Here is a 15,465-nt window from a genome sequence, read left to right on the forward strand (position 1 = left end):
CCGGTTAAACCACGGCTAGGGTGCGGCGTCGTGGCTCCCATCCTGCTCGCCTTCCTGCTCGGCCTGACCCAAGGCCTGCTCCACGCCCTGGGGCCGGATCACTGCGCCGCCATGGCCACGCTCGGCACCCTGGGGGGCGGCCGGCGCCGCGTCGCGCTGACGACGGCGCTGCGGTTCGCCCTGGGCCACGCGGCCATGCTGGGCGGTATCGCCGCGGTGTGCCTCTTCGCGGGCGTGGGCCTGTCGGAGACCTTCGAGCGGTGGGCGGAGGTGTTCGGTGGCGCGGTGCTGGTGGCGCTGGCCGTCACCGCCCTCATCTTCCCGCACAGCCTGGACCACGGGCACCCGCACCTGCCCGGCCACGACCGCGAGCCACACGAGCACGTACACACCGTGAGCACCGCCGCGGGCGCCTTCATGGCCGTGAGCGGCGTGCGCTCGCTGCTCATCGCCCTGCCCCCGCTGCTGGTGGGCGGCAGCATGAGCCTGTCCGCGTGGACGTACCTGCCCGGCTTCGCGCTGGGCATCCTCATCGGCATGGGCGCGGTGGGCCTGCTGTTCGCCGAGGGCCTGTCGCGCGCCAACGCGCGCATCAGCCTGTGGATCCAACGCGGCGTCGCGCTGGGCTCCGGCGCGCTCGGCCTGTTCTGGATCGGCTCGCGGCTGGGCTAGCCGGCGCGGCAGGAGCTCCGCGCCAGCGCGGGGCGGGCTACCGCTTGTCCAGGATGCCCAGGGCCATCATCGACACCAGGAAGCCGTGGACGACGTGCTCCGGGCGGTTGGCGAACGCGAGCAGCTCCGCCACCACGCGGTTGCCGTCGATCTTCGGCAGCAGCTCCGCCTCCCAGCGCTCCAGCTCCACCTCGTTGAGGCCATAGGCGGGGGCGACGGCGGGGATGAGCCGGTCCTCGGGCTGGAGCAGGCGGCGCAGGCGCTCCGGCTTGTAGAGCTTCTTGATGCCCCGGACGATGAGGTTCGCCGGGTGCACGTCCAGCTTGATGGACTCCGAGGAGGCCTTCTCCTTGAAGCTCATCACGTACGTGCCCTCCTCCCAGGAGAAGAGCGAGTAGATGATGGCCTTCACCTGCTGTCCCACGTAGTACAGCCGCTCCGTGTCCTTCAGCAGGGCGCGCTCCACCAGCACGTCCCCGGTGCGGCGGTGGCTCTGCGCGGCGACGGCGGACGCGTCCTGGAGCTGCTCGGGTTTGATCTTCCCCACGCGCACCAGGAACTGCCCGAAGCGGTCCGCCAGCAGGTTGGAGAGCGCGAACACCGGGGTGCCGTTCTCGAAGTAGACGACCTTCTTCACCTTCCCGCGCTGGATGCCCAGCTCTCCCGTCTCACGCGACAGGTAGAAGGCGGTGAGCAGCGAGGGCAGGTTGTCCTTCAGCTCACCGCGGCGGCTGCCCGGGGAGCCCGCGCCCACCGGCAGTGGATCCGGCGGACGACCCGGCGTGGGGGCCCGCACCTGGGTGGAGGGCACCTTCTGCATGGGCGTGGCGGTGAGGTTGGCGCCGCGGATCTCCGCCGTGAGGTTGCCCCCGCCCGTGACCTTGATGCGGCCGGTCAACTCCATGGCGTCCTGTGGGCCCTCCTCCTCCACGTCGATGTCCAGCTCCACCTCGAAGGCGTCCTGGAGGGAGGCGGCGGGGACCTTCTTCTCCGCGGGCAGCACCTTGGCCACCGCCTCCAGCAGCTTCTGGGCCTCGAAGGGTTTCTCGAAGTAGCCGGCGGCCTGGTACTTCTGGCGCGCCTCGGTGGCGTGCTTGCCGCCCTTGAAGACGCCGGTGATGAAGAGCAACGGCAGCTGGGGGTTGTCCTTCCGCAGCGTATCCGCCAGGTGGTAGCCCATCATGTCCGGCAGCAGGATGTCCAAGACGGCACACCCGGGCGGATGCGCGCGCGCGGCCTCGATGGCCTGCTTGCCACGGCTGGCACCCACCACCTCGTACCCTGCATCCTCGAAGAGCTGCGTGAGGAGGGAGAGGAGCTCCTGGTTGTCGTCCACGACGAGGATTCGAGGCGCCATCGCGGGGGGGACCGTAGCAGATTCGGGCGCCTGGGCGGCCAGCGTTTCCAGGGAACCCCGGATGCCTGCTCCCTTCAGTGGATAGATGCAAGCGTGCCGCTGGGGCGTTAGGGTGGCGCCCGCATCATGTCCTCCCTCTTCTCGCGCATCTTCCCGGCAGGGTTCCTGGCCGGGTTCCTCCTCCTCTCCCCCCTGACAGCCACCGCCCAGTCCCAGTCGGACGCGGGACGGGACGACCCAAACTCCCCGGAGGGCGACGACAACACCGGGCGAGTCCCCACCAACTGTCGCAGCAGCAGCGACTGCGCGCCGCGCTTCAGCTGCGCCGCGGGCACCTGCAAGTACACCGGCGTCCGCCAGGCGGAGACGCAGGGGTGTCTGCTGGGGCCGGAAGCAGCGCTGATGGTGCTGGGCATTGCCGCCGTGGCAGGCTCGCGCCGCCGCCGGTAGCCGGTAGCCCCCGACCAAGGAGCGACGCGCGATGCGGCTGGGCCTCAAGGCGGACAACCTCCTGGAGCGGGTGGCGGACTTCCTCAACCTGGCCCCGCAGCCGCTGGCGCACGCCTTCTTCGGGATGATGGCCTCGCGCACGCTGATGGCGGGCGCGCGCCTGGGCGTCTACGCGGCGCTGGCGGACGGCGCGGCGACCGCGGAGGCGCTGGCGGCGCGGCTCAAGACGAGCACCGAGGGCATGCGGGCGCTCCTGGAGGCGCTGATCGCCTGCGAGGTGGTGGAGCTGCAGCGGGGCCGCTTCCGGCTGGCGCCCCGTGCGCGGCGGTGGTTGGACCCGCGCTCTCCGCAGGCCATCACCTCGTTCCTGGAGTTCAACTACGCCCAGTGGGACTGGTGGGGGCAGCTGGAGAGCGCGGTGAAGAGCGGGCAGTCGGTGGACATCCACCAGTTCGCTCCGGAGGATCCGCGCTGGCGCGACTACATCCAGGCCATGTACCAGCTGGCGCGGCTGGCCTCACCGGAGGTGGCCGCGGCGATTCCGCTGCCCCGGGGCGCCCGGCACCTGTTGGACCTGGGCGGCGCGCATGGCTGGTACGCGGCGGAGCTGTGCCGGATGCACCGGGGGCTGAAGGCCACGGTGGTGGACCTGGAGGGCAGCGTGCGCGTGGGGCGGGACATCATCGCCCAGGCGGGGCTGTCGCACCGGGTGACGCACCGGGAAGGGGACGTGCTGCACGCGGAGCTGGGCGGGCCGTATGACGGCGTGCTGCTGTTCCAGGTGATGCACCACCTGACGCCCGCGCAGAACGTGGCCCTCCTGCGGCGCGTGCGCGGGGCGATGGTGTCCCGGGGCACGCTGGCGGTGCTGGAGTACCTGCGCGAGGAGCGGGACACGCAGGGCACCTCCGCGCCGCTCATCGGGTTGCACTACTTCCTCACGTCCGGGGCGGCGGCGTACACGCCCGCGGAGGTGGAGGGCTTCCTGGATGACGCGGGGTTCCGGGTGCAGAGCACGCGGCCCATCCGCCACCTGCCGCTGCAGACGTTGCTCATCGCGCAGCCGGAGTAGCCGCGCCCGGCGTCTGCTTGTCAGACGGCATTGCTATCTCCACACTCCGGGCATGGCCTATGGCGCGAAACCCCTCGAAGGTCCGGCGACCTTCGCTGACATCGAGGCCCTGCCCGAGGGCGTGGTGGGCGAGATCATCGATGGGATGCTGTACACGCAGGCCCGGCCCCGGGCCGAGCATGGCTATTTCGAGTTCAGGCTCCACCGGGAGCTGGATGACGCCTTCCAGCTGGGCGGGGAAGGACCCGGCGGATGGTGGCTCATGGCCGAGCCCGGCATCCGGGTGGGCGGCTCTCCGGAGTTCAGTCCGGACCTCGCGGGCTGGCGGCGCGACCGGGTGCCCGTGATGCCCCGGGGGCAGTGGACGGATGTTCCCGACTGGGCGTGTGAAATCCTGTCGCCGTCCACGCGCGCGTACGACCAGCGCATCAAGCGGCCGTTCTACGCACGCATCGGAATCAAGCACCTGTGGTTCGTGGACCTGGACGTGCGCACGCTCACCGTGAGTGAGCTGCACGAGGGCCGTTGGCTGGAGCTGGGCGTCTACGGTGAGGGCGATGACCTCATCCGCACGCCCCCCTTCGAGGAGCGGGACCTGCGGCTGGGTTGGCTCTGGAAGTCGCTTCCGCCTCCGGGCTAGCTCGGGCTCAGGCCACCTCGCGCCGGGGCGGAGTCACTCCTCTCGATGTCCCGCCCCGGCCCGTGCGTCCTCTCCGACCGCCAGCGCCGGAACATCGCGGCCCTCGCCGAAGCCGAGCGCCCAGAAGCGCGGCCGCACCTGCTCCTTCATCAGCAGCCGCAGGAGCAGGTACTTCGCCTCGTCCTGGCCGTCGAACGCCATGGGGAAGGTGCCGTAGTGCATCGCCACCGACGTGCCGGAGCGCAGCACGCGGTGCGCCCGGAGCGCGTCCTCCGGCCCCATGTGCACCGGGTGCAGCACGCGCGGACGGAACGCGCCGATGGGCAGCACCGACAAGCGCATGGGCCCGAAGCGCTCCGCGATGCGGTCGAAGTGCGGCCCCAGGCCCGTGTCCCCCGCGAAGAGCACCGGGCCTCCGGAGGTCTCCAGCACGTAGCCCGCCCACAGCGTCTCCTCCTGGTCCGTCAGCCCCCGGTTCGAGCGGTGCTGCGCGGGCACCGCCGTCACCCTCAGGCCCGGAGGCGCGCCCTTCACGGACTGCCACCAGTCCAGCTCCTCCACGCGCTGGAAGCCCTCATCCACCAACAGCTCGCGGTTGCCCAGCCCCACCACGAAGAGCGGGTGGTGCGCGGCCTCCAGCCGCCGCAGCGTCGGCAGGTCCATGTGGTCGTAGTGGTTGTGGCTCACCACCACGACGTCGATGGGCGGCAGGTCCTCGAAGCGGATGCCGGGCGGGCGGACGCGCTTGGGACCGGCGAAGGACACGGGGCTCGCCCGGTCCGAATAGATGGGGTCCGTCAACACGTTCACCCCGTCCGCCTGGAGCAGCACCGTGGCGTGGTTGATGAACGTCACGCGCAGCTGGCCCGCGCCCACGCGCTCCGGGGGCCTGGCTCCGAAGGGCTCCTCCGTGTAGTCGCGCCATGCGCCGCGCGTCTCCTCCAGCGCGGCCTTCACCAGCGTCAGCGGGGCCAGCTTCGGCGCGTTGCCCAGGTTCTGGAACGCCTCGCCGTCGAAGTGGTCCGTGGCCGGCCCCCGGTGCACGGTGCCGGCGAAGCAGCCCGTGAACAGCGCCAGGGACAGCGCGGGCCACAGCCGCGTCACTTGATGATGATGGTCCAGTCGCATTCGAAGGGCTCTCCATCGAGGGTGGGCAGCGCGTAGCGCGAGGCCTGGATGCTGCTGAGCGCGAGCGCCAGCAGGTCCGGCGGCAGGGTCGTGTCGCGCACCTCGCACTGCTGGGGGACACCGCCCTGCACCAGCCGACAGGTCACGCGCACGTGGTGCTTGCGGCCTTCGCGCCAGCGCTGGAAGGCCTCCTGGAACACCGGGTCGTCCGGTGGACCGCCGCGCACGCGCCGGGGCTCCTTCACGTGCTGGGACAGCCAGGAGCAGGCGTCCTTCACCTGTCCGTCACACGCCTTGCCCATCAGGGACAGCGCGCGCATCCGGTCCAGCCCCCGCGCGTCCGAGGCCAACAGCGTCAGCGCCTGGTCGAAGCAGCGCTTCGCCGTGCGCACCGTGCACTCCTCGGTGGTGACAGGAGGCGTGCCCTCGGAGAAGGCGCCCACGGGCGCGGGGCGCATCCGGTCCTCCGTCACGCGCGCGGGATCGCTCCGGCGCGGGCCGCACGCGGACGCGGCGCACAGCAGCGCCATCAGGAGGAAGGAAGAGCGCCAGGTCATGGCGCCATCGTAGACGGCCCGCGACCGGGAAGGGATGTCAGCCGTGCGGGGCGGTGTCCAGCCAGGTGCCGAGGAGGTCCAGGAGCTGGGCCCATCCCTGGATGGTGCGCTCCCGCCACGGCTCGCCCTCGGGGCCCAGCTCGTGGGTCAGGGTGAGCACACAGCCCGTGTCCTGGGGAGCGATCTCCACCGTCACCCGGTCAACGTTCGCCGAGTACTTCGGCACGGACAGCGTGAGCACCAGCCGACGGGGCCGGTCGAGCTCCAGGAACACGCCCCTGTGCTCCACCTCCTCGCCTTCACGCAGGTCCGCGAAGCAGAAGCAGCCCCCCACGCGCGCATCGACTTCCGCGCGCGCCAGCGGCGTGTTCGGGCGGGTGACGAAGAGCCAGTGGCGGGCCTTCGCGGGGTCCAGCCACGCGTCGAAGACGCGCTCGGCGGAGGCCTTGAAGCGGTGGGTGACGGTCAGCGTCACGGGACGGGGCGGCGTCATCGGGTGCGTCCTTTCGTGGCGGGACGAGCGGAGGCGGCGGCGCGGTCCTCCTCCTGGAGGAGGTCATCGAGCGCCTGGAGGCGGGCGGTCCAGTTCGAGCGCTGCGCTTCCATCCAACGCGCCGCCTCGTCCATGGGCTTGGGGATGAAGGACAGGAAGTGTTCGCGGCCCTCGCGGCGCCGGCGCACCAGCTTCGCGCGCTCCAGCACGCGGATGTGCTTGGACACCGCGTTGAGCGACATGGCGAAGGGCCGCGCCAGCTCCGTCACGCGCGTCTCCCCTGTCGACAACCGCTGGAGGATGGCCCGCCGCGTGGGGTCGGCCAGCGCCAGCAGGGTCTGGTCCAGGTGATTCGGAGTCCGCATCATTCAACCTATGGGTTGAATATCAACGCGGGCCCTCCACCTGTCAAGGCAGGGACCGTGGAGTTCAGCGTCGGCGCGCGGCTTCGAGCGCCCGGGCCAGGGTGCTGGCTCCGGCGCGGAGGTCATCCGGGCGCACGCCGCCGAAGCCGAAGACGAGGCCGGACTCGCGGCGCCTGCCGAGGAAGTAGTCGGACAGGGCCGCCACCTCCACGCCCAGGCGGGCGGCCTCGTCACGGACCCGCAGGTCGGACAGCGGCGCCGCGAGCGACGCGCACACCTGCATGCCGGTGTCACAGGGCCGTGGTGTCAGCGCGCCCGCGCACTCCGCGAGCAGCGCGTCGAGCAGGGCCTCGCCGCGCTCGCGGTAGGCCGCCCGCATCCGGCGCAGGTGGCGGGCGAAGTGTCCTTCCGCGAGGAACGCCGCGAGCGCGGCCTGCTCCAGCGACGAGGCCGGGGCGGACGCGGCGACGCGGGCGGCGGCGAAGGCATCCACCAGGGGTGGCGGCGCGATGAGGAAGCCCAGGCGCAGGCCCGGGAACATCGACTTGCTGAACGTGCCCACGTAGACCACGCAGCCGGACTCGTCGAGTCCCTGGAGCGCGGTGAGGGGACGGCCGCGGTGACGGAACTCGCTGTCGTAGTCGTCCTCGATGATCACCGCGCGCGAACGCTCCGCCCACTGAAGCAGCGCCATCCGCCGCGCCAGGCTCAGCGTGGTGCCCAGCGGATATTGGTGCGACGGCGCCACCAGCGCGACACGGGCCCGAGGCGCCCGGGCGATGCCCATGCCCACGTCGAGCCCCTCCGAGTCCACGGGCACGGGCACGGGCCGCCCCCCCGCGGCGAGCACCGCGCGGCGGGCGCCAGGGTAGCCGGGGTCCTCCACCCAGACGGCGTCGCCCGGGTCGAGCACGAGCCGGAGGACTTCATCGAAGGCCTGCTGGGTCCCCGCCGTGACGAAGACCTGCTCCGGAACGCAGCGCACGCCCCGCGACACGGACACATGGGTGGCGATGGCTTCACGCAGCGGCGCATGACCCGCGGGGTCGCCACCCTCGAGCAGGCCGGTGCTCGCGCGAGCATGGACGCGCGACACGGTGCGGCCCCACAGCGCGGTCGGGAACAGGTCGAGCGCGGGAACACCGGGCCTGAAGGCACGAGGCGCGGCGCCCAGGCGGGGGGCACCGACCGGTGCGGGCTTCAGCCGTCGTGCGGCGGCGGCGAGCCGGGGCCCTCGCGACACATGGGGCTTCGTGCTTCGGACCGTCGCTCCGACGGGGGTGGGCAGCAGGCCATGAACTCCAGCGCCTGAACTCGGAGCACGTTGGGAGGCGGCGAGCAGCGGGTTCAGGGGCCGCGCAGCGGGGCTCGGAGAACGAACGGAAGCAGCGAGCAGGGGTCCTCGAAGCGCCGCGCTCCGGCTTCGTGCGTCGGGGACGATGGGCAGCTCGGGGGCGACTCGCGTGCAGGAGCCGGCTCGGGCGACGAGGTAGCCCTCGGCGGTGAGTGCATCCAGGGCTTGGAGGACGGTGCTCCGGGCCACGTCCAGTTCGGCGGCGAGCTGCCGGGAGGACGGAATCCGCAGTCCGGGGGCCAGCGCGCCGGAGAGGATGCGCGCGCGGACCCCATCGAAGATCTGCTCATGAAGCGGGAGGGTGGACCGCGAGTCCAGCCGCAGGAGCAACGAGGTGACGACGCTGGTGGAGGCCTTCAACTGGTAGGGTCGATTCTGTCGAAAGTGGTCTTCATGACCCTACCAGTTCCCTGGCAAGGATGGCTTCCGCACCCGCTCTCAGGAAGCCTCCATGCCGTCTCTGCCCGCCTGCTGCTCGGTCCTCGAATTGCGTCAGTACACGCTGCACCCCGGTCAGCGCGACGTCCTCCTCCAGCTCTTCGAGCAGGCATTCATCGAGCCGCAGGAGGCGGTGGGGATGCACATCGTCGGACAGTTCCGTGACGAGGACCGGCCAGACCGGTTCGTGTGGCTGCGCGGCTTCCGCGACATGGCGTCGCGGCGGGACGCGCTGCATGCGTTCTACGGCGGACCCGCGTGGAAGGCGCACCGAGACGCGGCGAACGCGACGATGCAGGACTCCGACAACGTCCTGCTGCTGCGGCCGGTGCGCGAGGGCTCGGGCCTCTCCCATCCGAGCCCGTCGCGGCCCGCCTCCGGAACAGCAGCGCACCCCGAATCACGAGTGGAGCTCACGCTCTGTTACTTGAAGGCCCCGGCCGAGGAAGGCCTGCGGACCCGCTTCGAACAGCAGGTGCGGCCGGTGCTCACGGAGCTGGGGGCCACACCGCGGGCACTGTGGGAGACCGAGCCCGCGGAGAACACCTTCCCAGCGTTGCCCGTGCTCACGGGCGAGCACGTCTTCGCCTGGCTCACGGTGTTCTCGGATGCCGGGCACCATCGCGAACACCTCCGACGCCGGGCCACTTCGACGGCGTGGCTGGAGCCCCTTCAGCCGTGGCTGTGCGCACCGCTCGAGCACCTGCTGTTGGCCCCCACCTCCCGGTCGGAGCTGCGATGACCGGTCACCTGAAAGGACCCATGGTCATGAAGCCCCTTCCTCCATTTCCCACAGGCGACGTGCACGACTTCGACTTCCTCATGGGTGAGTGGACCTGTGTGAACCGGAAGCTGAAGCAACGGTTGGTGGGCAGCGACGACTGGGACGTCTTCACGTCGAGGATGCGGTGCCAGCCGTATCTGGGAGGTCTGTCGAACGTCGAGGAGACCGTCTTCGAGCGAGGCTTCTCCGGCATGGCGCTGCGGTTGTTCGACGTGGCACAGCGCCGCTGGTCCATCCATTGGATCGACAGCCGGAACGGAGTGCTCACGCCACCCGTGCACGGAGGCTTCACGGGCGACCACGGCCGCTTCTACGGCGAGGACACCGAAGGAGGCCGTCCGGTCCAGGTCGTCTTCCACTGGCTCCGCCAAGGCACCGACAGGGCAAGCTGGGAGCAGGCGTTCTCCCTCGACGGAGAGACGTGGGAGACCAACTGGGTGATGGAGTTCACCCGGGCGGCGTAGGGCATTCCTGACGCCTGCCCGGAACGGTGTGCGCATGGCACATCACTCTTCTCCGCAATCCAAGAGCACTCCAACTGCTGGAGGCAACTCCCGCCTCACTCGACAGCGCCTCGGCCGGCGGCCACCGCTTCTCGCTCACCCTGATGCAGCCGGGCGCGGCGCCCTGAGACACCGCGGCCCATCCACCGCGCGAAGAGGGAGGGCCCTCGGTACGACGGCTACTCGCCAGCCTGCTCCTTCGCCACGGCCTTGCAGCGGATAGCCCGCGCGCGCAAGGACTCGCCCTCCTTGGCGGGGCAGTCCGTCAGGTACGACTTCTCCACGGGGGGCAAGGCCTGCGCCGCGCCGGCACCGGCGGCGCCGGGGCACTTGTAGGCAATGGCCATCACGGTCGCCGTGGTTGTGGTGCCGCTGGCGCCACCGAGCTGGGGCTGGTTGGCCTGGACGTGCGTGGCGCCCCGCGCCGCCGCCTTGTTCATGACGTCGTTGAGCGCGTACTCCATCAGCTGGTCATTGCTGATGTAGGCGCCGCCAAAGCTGCCGCCGCCCGTACCAATCACCATGCCGAGGTTCTGACACTCGGGCCCCGGCGCCGCGGGCACCGGCGTCACCTGGCTGCCCGCCTTGGAGAGGGCCGCCGTCACGCACCCCGTCATCGGACCCAGCGCCACCACGCCCACCAACATCTGCTTCCAATTCATGGCTTCCTCCGAATCGCTCGCCATGTCCCCTCCGTCCGAGAGCCAGTTCTCCGTGACGTGTGCGAAGGGTTGCGAGCACACCTCCTTACTACATGGAGAGGTCACGTCCCGACTCATGTGTAGTCGGCTGGGAGGGGGCTCGGAGGAGGAAGGCTCTTTGGAGACATCATACAGCAGAGGTTTCAGGGTTTGATTTCAGCCATGAACGCTCGCGTCACCGCGCCGCTTGTAGCGGCCCAGCACTGCCTCCGCCGAGCCGCTGGCCCTGGTCCGTAGTACGGCCACCTCCAGGTGCCCCATGGACGTCAGCAGGCCTCGTCGGTAGCTGCCATTGCGCTGGTCCTTGCGCCCTGCCGCCAGCGCCAGACCGAGTTGGGCGCCTGCCTCGGTCGAGAGACGGCGTCCCAAGCCGCGCCAGTTCACCCTAACTGCGGCGCAGGGGCAGCCTCGACCCATGCCCGTTCGTGGAACGGCACGCGCTATCGCCGCTGCAGGCCGGCCGTTCCACAGAGGGCTACCAGCGAGGGCCTCAAGCAATGCTCACCATTGGAAGACAGGACCCGCATCACTTCGACCAGAGCGCTCCATGCGGGCCGGACAGCAGGAGTTCGAGCCCGTCCAGGAGGTGGCAACCCCGACGCGTTCGTGACGAATCTGGCGCCGCAGCAGTCGCGAAGTCGGACGGCGCACTTCGGGGGAGGCGTGCCGTCCGGCGGGGCATGGCGGCTGCGTCACCCGCCCGCGTTCGCTCGCTCCAGGGCGGCTTGGAAGATGCGGTCCGTGCCCTGCCCGAAGCCCGCGCCGTCGAACGGAACCTCGACGCTCGGCGGGATGCCCACGCGCTCGTAGATCTGGTGATCCGGCGCGGTGTACAGCTCGACGGAGAGCCCGAACTCCCAGCCATTGGGCAGGTGTCGAGTGGGCACGTCGGACAGCGCCCCCATCGTGCGTTCCCCGATCACAGTGACGTTCGGCAGCCCCCGCATCGCCAGCGTGAAGTTCTCCGCCGCACTGGCGGTCACGCCGCTGGTGAGCAGGTAGACCGGCCGGGTGAACTGCCGAGGCCCCGAAGGAGCGAAGCGGAACTCCCGCTGCGGCGTGAAGCCTGTCGGGGTGCGCGTCTTCTTGTAGAAGCCGGTCCGCTCGACGTCGGTGAAGCGGCCCGCGAGGGCGAGGGCCACGGCGTCATGGCCACCGGGATTGAAGCGCACGTCGAGGATGAGCGCTTGCTTGGTGGAGAGCGCAGCCAACGCGGTGTCCAACGCCTGTCCCGCCGCCGCAACCTCCGCCGCGACGCCGGCCTCCGGGTCGGTGCTGAACTTCTCCATCCGCCCCAAGAAGATGTAACCCACCCGCTCGTTGAGGGATTGCCACGCTACGCGGTTCTCCGCCGCCGTCGTCACGCCAGGGCCTCCCAGGTAGTGGGAGAGGACGTACGGGCCAATGTCGGAGAAGTGTTCCTCGAAGTCCGCGGGGAGCGATTTGGGATTGAAGACCTCTTCGCCCGCCACGAGGCGGATGTGTCCATCAGTGAGAGGCGCAAGCATCTCGGACAGGAGGGTGAAGAGCTCGATGTCCGTCGTCGTGGGCGTGACGCGCGACCGGAACTGCGCATAGCGCGCCTGCCAATCCACGCCATACAGGTCGAACAGGGCATACTGCTCGGCGAAGGTGCGCCAGAAGATCTCGAAGTTGAGCACCGGATCATTCGGCTGTGACACCGGCTTCGAGCAGTCCTCCGGCAAGGGCGCGCTCTGTCCGGTGACATGGAGGGTGCCAGGGTCCTCGATAAGCAGCCGGTGGTCCGCGACGCGGAAGTGAAGGTCCGCCTCGGGGAGTGTCCCGTCCACCAGCTCTCCCGAGATCCACGGCAGGCAGCTCGTGGAGGTGATCTCGAAGAGTTCGACCTTCGTGCCCTGGAAACGGATCGCGAGGCCATAGCCATCCGTGCGCCAGCTCCCCTCCAGCGTGTCATCAGGCGAGGGCTTTCCACCGCCGTCTGGCTCATCCTTGCCGCACGCGAGGGACAGACAGAGCAATGCCAGGGCAAGCACGGCGGGGTAGCGAGACATAGGCACCTCGAAGCCAGCGAGTCGTCAGGCTTCAACACCGACGTCGCCGCGCCGTGCTACTCGCGTCGTGTGGGGCCCTTCACGCCGCGACAGCGTGCGCGGGTCACGCCCAAAGGGCAGTCGTATTCACGGAGTCCTTGTGGATGCACGTACCCGGCGCCCGCTGACGGGCGTGAGGCTCTCCAGCCGACGTTCCGCCGATGGACCCTGGCAACGCAGTCGGTGGAGTCCGCATCAGCTGGGCAGCCACCAACCAAGGGCCGAACTACACACTCTCACGGGAGCGGATCCAGGAGCCCCGGGCCCCGAAGAGCCACGGGGGCAATGGCCCCCGTGACTGGACTTCCCACCGAGGCGTCCAGTTGAATGCGCCCGAATCTCGCCCTGGCCCGGGAGTCCACTCCATGCGTCGCCTGCTCGCCGCCATTCCGTGGTTCGCCCTGGTCGGCTGCTCCTACGTGGGCCTCGCCACGACCCCGGACAACAGCATCGGTCCTTATTCCTCGCGACCGGGCGCCGCGATCATCCGCGTGGGCAAGCCCGAACCCGAGCCCATCAAGACCCTGGAGACCCCCAAGCCCGAGAAGGCAGAGGAGTCCGCTCCGACCACGGAGTCCCCCACCGCCGAAGCCTCCAGCGCGACGCGGTAGCGGCTCGCCCGGGCGCGGGATTGTGAACGGACTCGCGGAATCCGGTTCGACAGGCCGTGCTCACTGGGGAACCCTCCGGGCGCCCCCGCCGCCTGGAGCCCACCGATGAAGCCCCTCGTCATCTGCCACATGCTGTCGTCCATCGACGGCCGCATCGTCGTCACGCACTGGCCCGACCGGGACTCGATGCACCGCGAATATGAACGCACCGCCGACTCCTTCGGCGCCGACGCGTGGATGTGCGGCCGCATCACCATGCAGGACTTCGCCGCGACGGAGGACGTGCCCAAACCCCCACCCGCGTCTCCCCTGCCCCGCACGGACTTCATCGCCCGCGAGGACGCGGAGTCCTTCGCCATCGCCGTCGACGCGCACGGAAAGCTGAACTGGGAGTCCGGCGCCCTCGACGAGGACCACCTCGTCATCGTCCTCACCGAAGCCGTCCCCGACGCCCACCTCGCCCACCTGCGCGAGCGCGGCGTCTCCTACGTCTTCGGCGGCGCGCGGGACATCGACTTCGCCCGCGTGCTGGAGACGCTCGGCCGCGCCTTCGGCATCCGGACGGTGCTGCTGGAGGGCGGTGGCGGCATCAACGGCACCCTGCTCGACGCGGGCCTCATCGACGAGGTGAGCCTGCTCGTGCACCCCACCGCCGACGGCCTGCCCGGCACCCCCACCCTCTTCGACCGGCCCCAGGGCGCCACCGGCATGGGCGCGGCCCTGGAGCTCACCCACGTGGAGCGCCGGGACTCCGGCATCGTCTGGCTGCGGTACCGCGTGCGCCCCGCCGCCCGCTGAGCCCCGCGCTTACTTGGACGGCTGGGCGCGCAGCAGCGTCGCGGACTCGTAGAGGCTCTGCTGCTGGAAGATGCCCGACGCGGCGGGGTCCTTCTCCAGCTTCTCCTGCACGCTCTTGGGCAGCTGCGCGTAGAGGTCCTGCCCCAGGAGCTCCTCGAGCTGGTCCACCGGAACGCGCGACGACTCCAGCAGCGGGACGATCTGCTCCTTCTTCGACGGGCCGTCCTTCGCGTTCGGAACCAGGTACGCGAACATCGACAGGTTGCCGTTCGGCAGCTCCAACAGCACCGTCTTGAAGTTGTGCGTGGGCACCGCGATCTTCCGGTCCTTCGAGCCCGTCGTCTCGATGGACTCGGGCGGCAGCGGCTTGCCCTTGGCGTCCAGGAACAGGTTGCCCGTGACGATGTACGCCTTGCCCCCGGTCTTCTTCACCAGGTCGCCCACCCCGCGCTCCAGCGTGCGCCACACCTGCTGGTTGTGGTTGCCCTGCTGGGGGGCGATGTTGGTCATGTAGTGGCTCTCGTTCATCGCCGCCTGCGTGGGCGAGTCCTCGGCCGGCTTCATGTGCCCCCGGTCGAAACCGGTGTTGTTGTAGTCGGAGTCCGTCACCCCGCCGCTGCGCAGCTCCGGGTCACGCACGAAGGTGCTGGTGAGCCGGCTGACGTCCGCCGGCGTCTCCTTCACGTCCGCCGCGGACAGCATGTAGCTCACGAACGTGGGCACGTTCTTGTCCGTGTCCAGCAGCGTGCGCGAGTACTCCTTCACCAGGTTCAACCCGGGCGTCGCGCCCCCAGCGCCCACGCCCTGGAGCGGATCCACCTCGCCCGCGACCTCCGCCACGCGGCTCTCCAAGGCCGCCATCTGCTGATCCGGCACCCACTGCGTGTTCGCCGCGGTCCCCGTCCCCTTCGCCTGGTTCGCCTTGGACGCGTTGATGTACGCCGTCAGCTCCTCCGAGGAGAGCTGCCCGTCGCCGTTGCCGCCCAGCAGGTCCGCGCGCTTCGCCACCGACCGCTGCCACGGGCTGTCGAAGCTGTCCACCGAAGCCGTCTGCGCGCCCCCCGCGAGCTTCGCGTCCAGCGCGGCGCGCTGCTGCTGCAGGGCCGTGGACGAGAGGAACTGCGCGTCCGTGGGCGCGGAGAGGTACGTCTCCAGCTCCGCCGCGGACACCTTGCCATTGTGGGCCCGGCGGCCCGTGCCACCGTCGTCCGCCGCCTTCAGCAGCCGCCCCTGCCAGCTCTCATCCGTCCAGCCGAACTTCTGCTGGAGGTCGGAGATGGCCACTTCCTTCGCGGCGGAGCGCTTCCAGCTTCCCCCCGTGGGCGCCACCACCGCGTTGCCAGCGGGCGCGTTGGTGGGCAGCTCCGCTCCGGCGGGCACCGCGGCGTTCGCGGGCACGGCGGCGGTGTCGGCGGCATTCGCGGGCGTGGAGCTCGGAGAGAGGGCTCGCGTCGGGATTCGCAGCGACAT

General features: G+C 70.4%; 17 protein-coding genes and 1 pseudogene. 8 read left to right on the forward strand and 10 right to left on the reverse strand.

All coding sequences use genetic code 11. The features are described 5' to 3' along the window. Window positions 1-30: 30 nt before the first annotated feature. A complete protein-coding gene (locus GTY96_RS26675; RefSeq protein WP_143902669.1) occupies window positions 31-672 on the forward strand; it encodes a hypothetical protein in 642 nt (213 codons plus the stop codon). Window positions 673-709: 37 nt separating this feature from the next. On the opposite strand, the gene GTY96_RS26680 is transcribed toward GTY96_RS26675, so the two are convergent. Beyond that, window positions 710-2,029, reverse strand: a complete 1,320-nt coding sequence (locus GTY96_RS26680) for a response regulator (RefSeq protein WP_143902671.1) — start codon at window positions 2,027-2,029, stop codon at window positions 710-712. A 126-nt stretch (window positions 2,030-2,155) separates the two neighbouring features. Between GTY96_RS26680 and GTY96_RS26685 the strand changes: the two genes are divergently transcribed. The 3 genes from GTY96_RS26685 to GTY96_RS26695 are packed head-to-tail and all read left to right on the forward strand — an operon-like array spanning window position 2,156 to window position 4,191. Continuing rightward, window positions 2,156-2,479, forward strand: a complete 324-nt coding sequence (locus GTY96_RS26685) for an MXAN_6627.5 family MYXO-CTERM protein (protein ID WP_143902673.1) — start codon at window positions 2,156-2,158, stop codon at window positions 2,477-2,479. A gap of 31 nt (window positions 2,480-2,510) precedes the next feature. After that, window positions 2,511-3,551 (forward strand): class I SAM-dependent methyltransferase, encoded by a 1,041-nt coding sequence (locus GTY96_RS26690; protein WP_143902675.1) that lies wholly within the window; start codon window positions 2,511-2,513, stop codon window positions 3,549-3,551. Between the two features lie 52 nt (window positions 3,552-3,603). After that, complete coding sequence (locus GTY96_RS26695) at window positions 3,604-4,191, forward strand: Uma2 family endonuclease (protein WP_143902677.1); 588 nt, start codon at window positions 3,604-3,606, stop codon at window positions 4,189-4,191. Window positions 4,192-4,224: 33 nt separating this feature from the next. On the opposite strand, the gene GTY96_RS26700 is transcribed toward GTY96_RS26695, so the two are convergent. From GTY96_RS26700 to pdxR, 5 genes are all read right to left on the reverse strand, one after another. Next, window positions 4,225-5,319: an MBL fold metallo-hydrolase gene (locus GTY96_RS26700; protein ID WP_161666204.1), complete on the reverse strand. Its 1,095-nt coding sequence runs from the start codon at window positions 5,317-5,319 to the stop codon at window positions 4,225-4,227. Next, window positions 5,292-5,876 (reverse strand): hypothetical protein, encoded by a 585-nt coding sequence (locus GTY96_RS26705; RefSeq protein ID WP_161666205.1) that lies wholly within the window; start codon window positions 5,874-5,876, stop codon window positions 5,292-5,294. The genes GTY96_RS26700 and GTY96_RS26705 overlap by 28 nt, the downstream gene beginning before the upstream one ends. Before the next feature lie 37 nt (window positions 5,877-5,913). After that, window positions 5,914-6,369, reverse strand: coding sequence for an SRPBCC family protein (locus tag GTY96_RS26710; protein WP_161666206.1), 456 nt, complete (start codon window positions 6,367-6,369; stop codon window positions 5,914-5,916). Beyond that, window positions 6,366-6,737 (reverse strand): ArsR/SmtB family transcription factor, encoded by a 372-nt coding sequence (locus tag GTY96_RS26715; protein WP_328701017.1) that lies wholly within the window; start codon window positions 6,735-6,737, stop codon window positions 6,366-6,368. The genes GTY96_RS26710 and GTY96_RS26715 overlap by 4 nt, the downstream gene beginning before the upstream one ends. 61 nt (window positions 6,738-6,798) lie before the next feature. Further along, window positions 6,799-8,448 (reverse strand): MocR-like pyridoxine biosynthesis transcription factor PdxR, encoded by a 1,650-nt coding sequence (gene pdxR, locus GTY96_RS26720; protein ID WP_161666207.1) that lies wholly within the window; start codon window positions 8,446-8,448, stop codon window positions 6,799-6,801. Window positions 8,449-8,539: 91 nt separating this feature from the next. Between pdxR and GTY96_RS26725 the strand changes: the two genes are divergently transcribed. Continuing rightward, complete coding sequence (locus GTY96_RS26725) at window positions 8,540-9,268, forward strand: NIPSNAP family protein (RefSeq protein WP_161666208.1); 729 nt, start codon at window positions 8,540-8,542, stop codon at window positions 9,266-9,268. Between the two features lie 26 nt (window positions 9,269-9,294). After that, window positions 9,295-9,774 carry a hypothetical protein gene (locus GTY96_RS26730; RefSeq protein WP_161666209.1) on the forward strand — a complete coding sequence of 160 codons (480 nt, stop codon included), beginning with the start codon at window positions 9,295-9,297 and terminating at the stop codon, window positions 9,772-9,774. Between the two features lie 218 nt (window positions 9,775-9,992). Here GTY96_RS26730 and GTY96_RS26735 read toward each other — a convergent pair whose 3' ends face one another. The 3 genes and pseudogenes from GTY96_RS26735 to GTY96_RS26745 all read right to left on the reverse strand — a co-directional run bounded on the left by GTY96_RS26735 (window position 9,993) and on the right by GTY96_RS26745 (window position 12,547). Beyond that, window positions 9,993-10,475, reverse strand: a complete 483-nt coding sequence (locus GTY96_RS26735; RefSeq protein WP_161666210.1) for a DUF4156 domain-containing protein — start codon at window positions 10,473-10,475, stop codon at window positions 9,993-9,995. 213 nt (window positions 10,476-10,688) lie between these two features. Beyond that, window positions 10,689-10,829, reverse strand: a pseudogene (locus tag GTY96_RS26740) (transposase); the annotation flags it as partial. Window positions 10,830-11,206: 377 nt separating this feature from the next. Further along, window positions 11,207-12,547, reverse strand: a complete 1,341-nt coding sequence (locus tag GTY96_RS26745; protein WP_161666212.1) for a S41 family peptidase — start codon at window positions 12,545-12,547, stop codon at window positions 11,207-11,209. 404 nt (window positions 12,548-12,951) lie between these two features. Here GTY96_RS26745 and GTY96_RS26750 point away from each other — a divergent pair, with 404 nt between their 5' ends. Beyond that, window positions 12,952-13,197, forward strand: a complete 246-nt coding sequence (locus tag GTY96_RS26750; protein WP_143902698.1) for a hypothetical protein — start codon at window positions 12,952-12,954, stop codon at window positions 13,195-13,197. Window positions 13,198-13,302: 105 nt separating this feature from the next. Continuing rightward, window positions 13,303-13,995, forward strand: a complete 693-nt coding sequence (locus GTY96_RS26755; RefSeq protein ID WP_161666213.1) for a RibD family protein — start codon at window positions 13,303-13,305, stop codon at window positions 13,993-13,995. A 9-nt stretch (window positions 13,996-14,004) separates the two neighbouring features. On the opposite strand, the gene GTY96_RS26760 is transcribed toward GTY96_RS26755, so the two are convergent. Further along, window positions 14,005-15,465 carry a DNA/RNA non-specific endonuclease gene (locus GTY96_RS26760; protein WP_161666214.1) on the reverse strand — a complete coding sequence of 487 codons (1,461 nt, stop codon included), beginning with the start codon at window positions 15,463-15,465 and terminating at the stop codon, window positions 14,005-14,007.

The sequence above is a fragment of the Corallococcus silvisoli genome (genome assembly GCF_009909145.1).
GTDB classification, from domain to species: domain Bacteria; phylum Myxococcota; class Myxococcia; order Myxococcales; family Myxococcaceae; genus Corallococcus; species Corallococcus silvisoli.

What these genes read in the sequence shown, in the direction of transcription:
- GTY96_RS26695 (WP_143902677.1), top strand. Translation starts at nt 3,604, where the DNA reads ATGGCCTATGGCGCGAAACCCCTCGAAGGTCCGGCGACCTTCGCTGAC.
- GTY96_RS26750 (WP_143902698.1), top strand. Translation starts at nt 12,952, where the DNA reads ATGCGTCGCCTGCTCGCCGCCATTCCGTGGTTCGCCCTGGTCGGCTGC.
- GTY96_RS26690 (WP_143902675.1), top strand. Translation starts at nt 2,511, where the DNA reads ATGCGGCTGGGCCTCAAGGCGGACAACCTCCTGGAGCGGGTGGCGGAC.
- GTY96_RS26700 (WP_161666204.1), bottom strand. Translation starts at nt 5,319, where the DNA reads ATGCGACTGGACCATCATCATCAAGTGACGCGGCTGTGGCCCGCGCTG.
- GTY96_RS26680 (WP_143902671.1), bottom strand. Translation starts at nt 2,029, where the DNA reads ATGGCGCCTCGAATCCTCGTCGTGGACGACAACCAGGAGCTCCTCTCC.
- GTY96_RS26710 (WP_161666206.1), bottom strand. Translation starts at nt 6,369, where the DNA reads ATGACGCCGCCCCGTCCCGTGACGCTGACCGTCACCCACCGCTTCAAG.
- GTY96_RS26730 (WP_161666209.1), top strand. Translation starts at nt 9,295, where the DNA reads ATGAAGCCCCTTCCTCCATTTCCCACAGGCGACGTGCACGACTTCGAC.
- GTY96_RS26760 (WP_161666214.1), bottom strand. Translation starts at nt 15,465, where the DNA reads ATGTCGCTGCGAATCCCGACGCGAGCCCTCTCTCCGAGCTCCACGCCC.
- GTY96_RS26685 (WP_143902673.1), top strand. Translation starts at nt 2,156, where the DNA reads ATGTCCTCCCTCTTCTCGCGCATCTTCCCGGCAGGGTTCCTGGCCGGG.
- GTY96_RS26715 (WP_328701017.1), bottom strand. Translation starts at nt 6,737, where the DNA reads ATGATGCGGACTCCGAATCACCTGGACCAGACCCTGCTGGCGCTGGCC.
- GTY96_RS26705 (WP_161666205.1), bottom strand. Translation starts at nt 5,876, where the DNA reads ATGACCTGGCGCTCTTCCTTCCTCCTGATGGCGCTGCTGTGCGCCGCG.
- GTY96_RS26725 (WP_161666208.1), top strand. Translation starts at nt 8,540, where the DNA reads ATGCCGTCTCTGCCCGCCTGCTGCTCGGTCCTCGAATTGCGTCAGTAC.
- GTY96_RS26755 (WP_161666213.1), top strand. Translation starts at nt 13,303, where the DNA reads ATGAAGCCCCTCGTCATCTGCCACATGCTGTCGTCCATCGACGGCCGC.
- GTY96_RS26745 (WP_161666212.1), bottom strand. Translation starts at nt 12,547, where the DNA reads ATGTCTCGCTACCCCGCCGTGCTTGCCCTGGCATTGCTCTGTCTGTCC.
- GTY96_RS26735 (WP_161666210.1), bottom strand. Translation starts at nt 10,475, where the DNA reads ATGAATTGGAAGCAGATGTTGGTGGGCGTGGTGGCGCTGGGTCCGATG.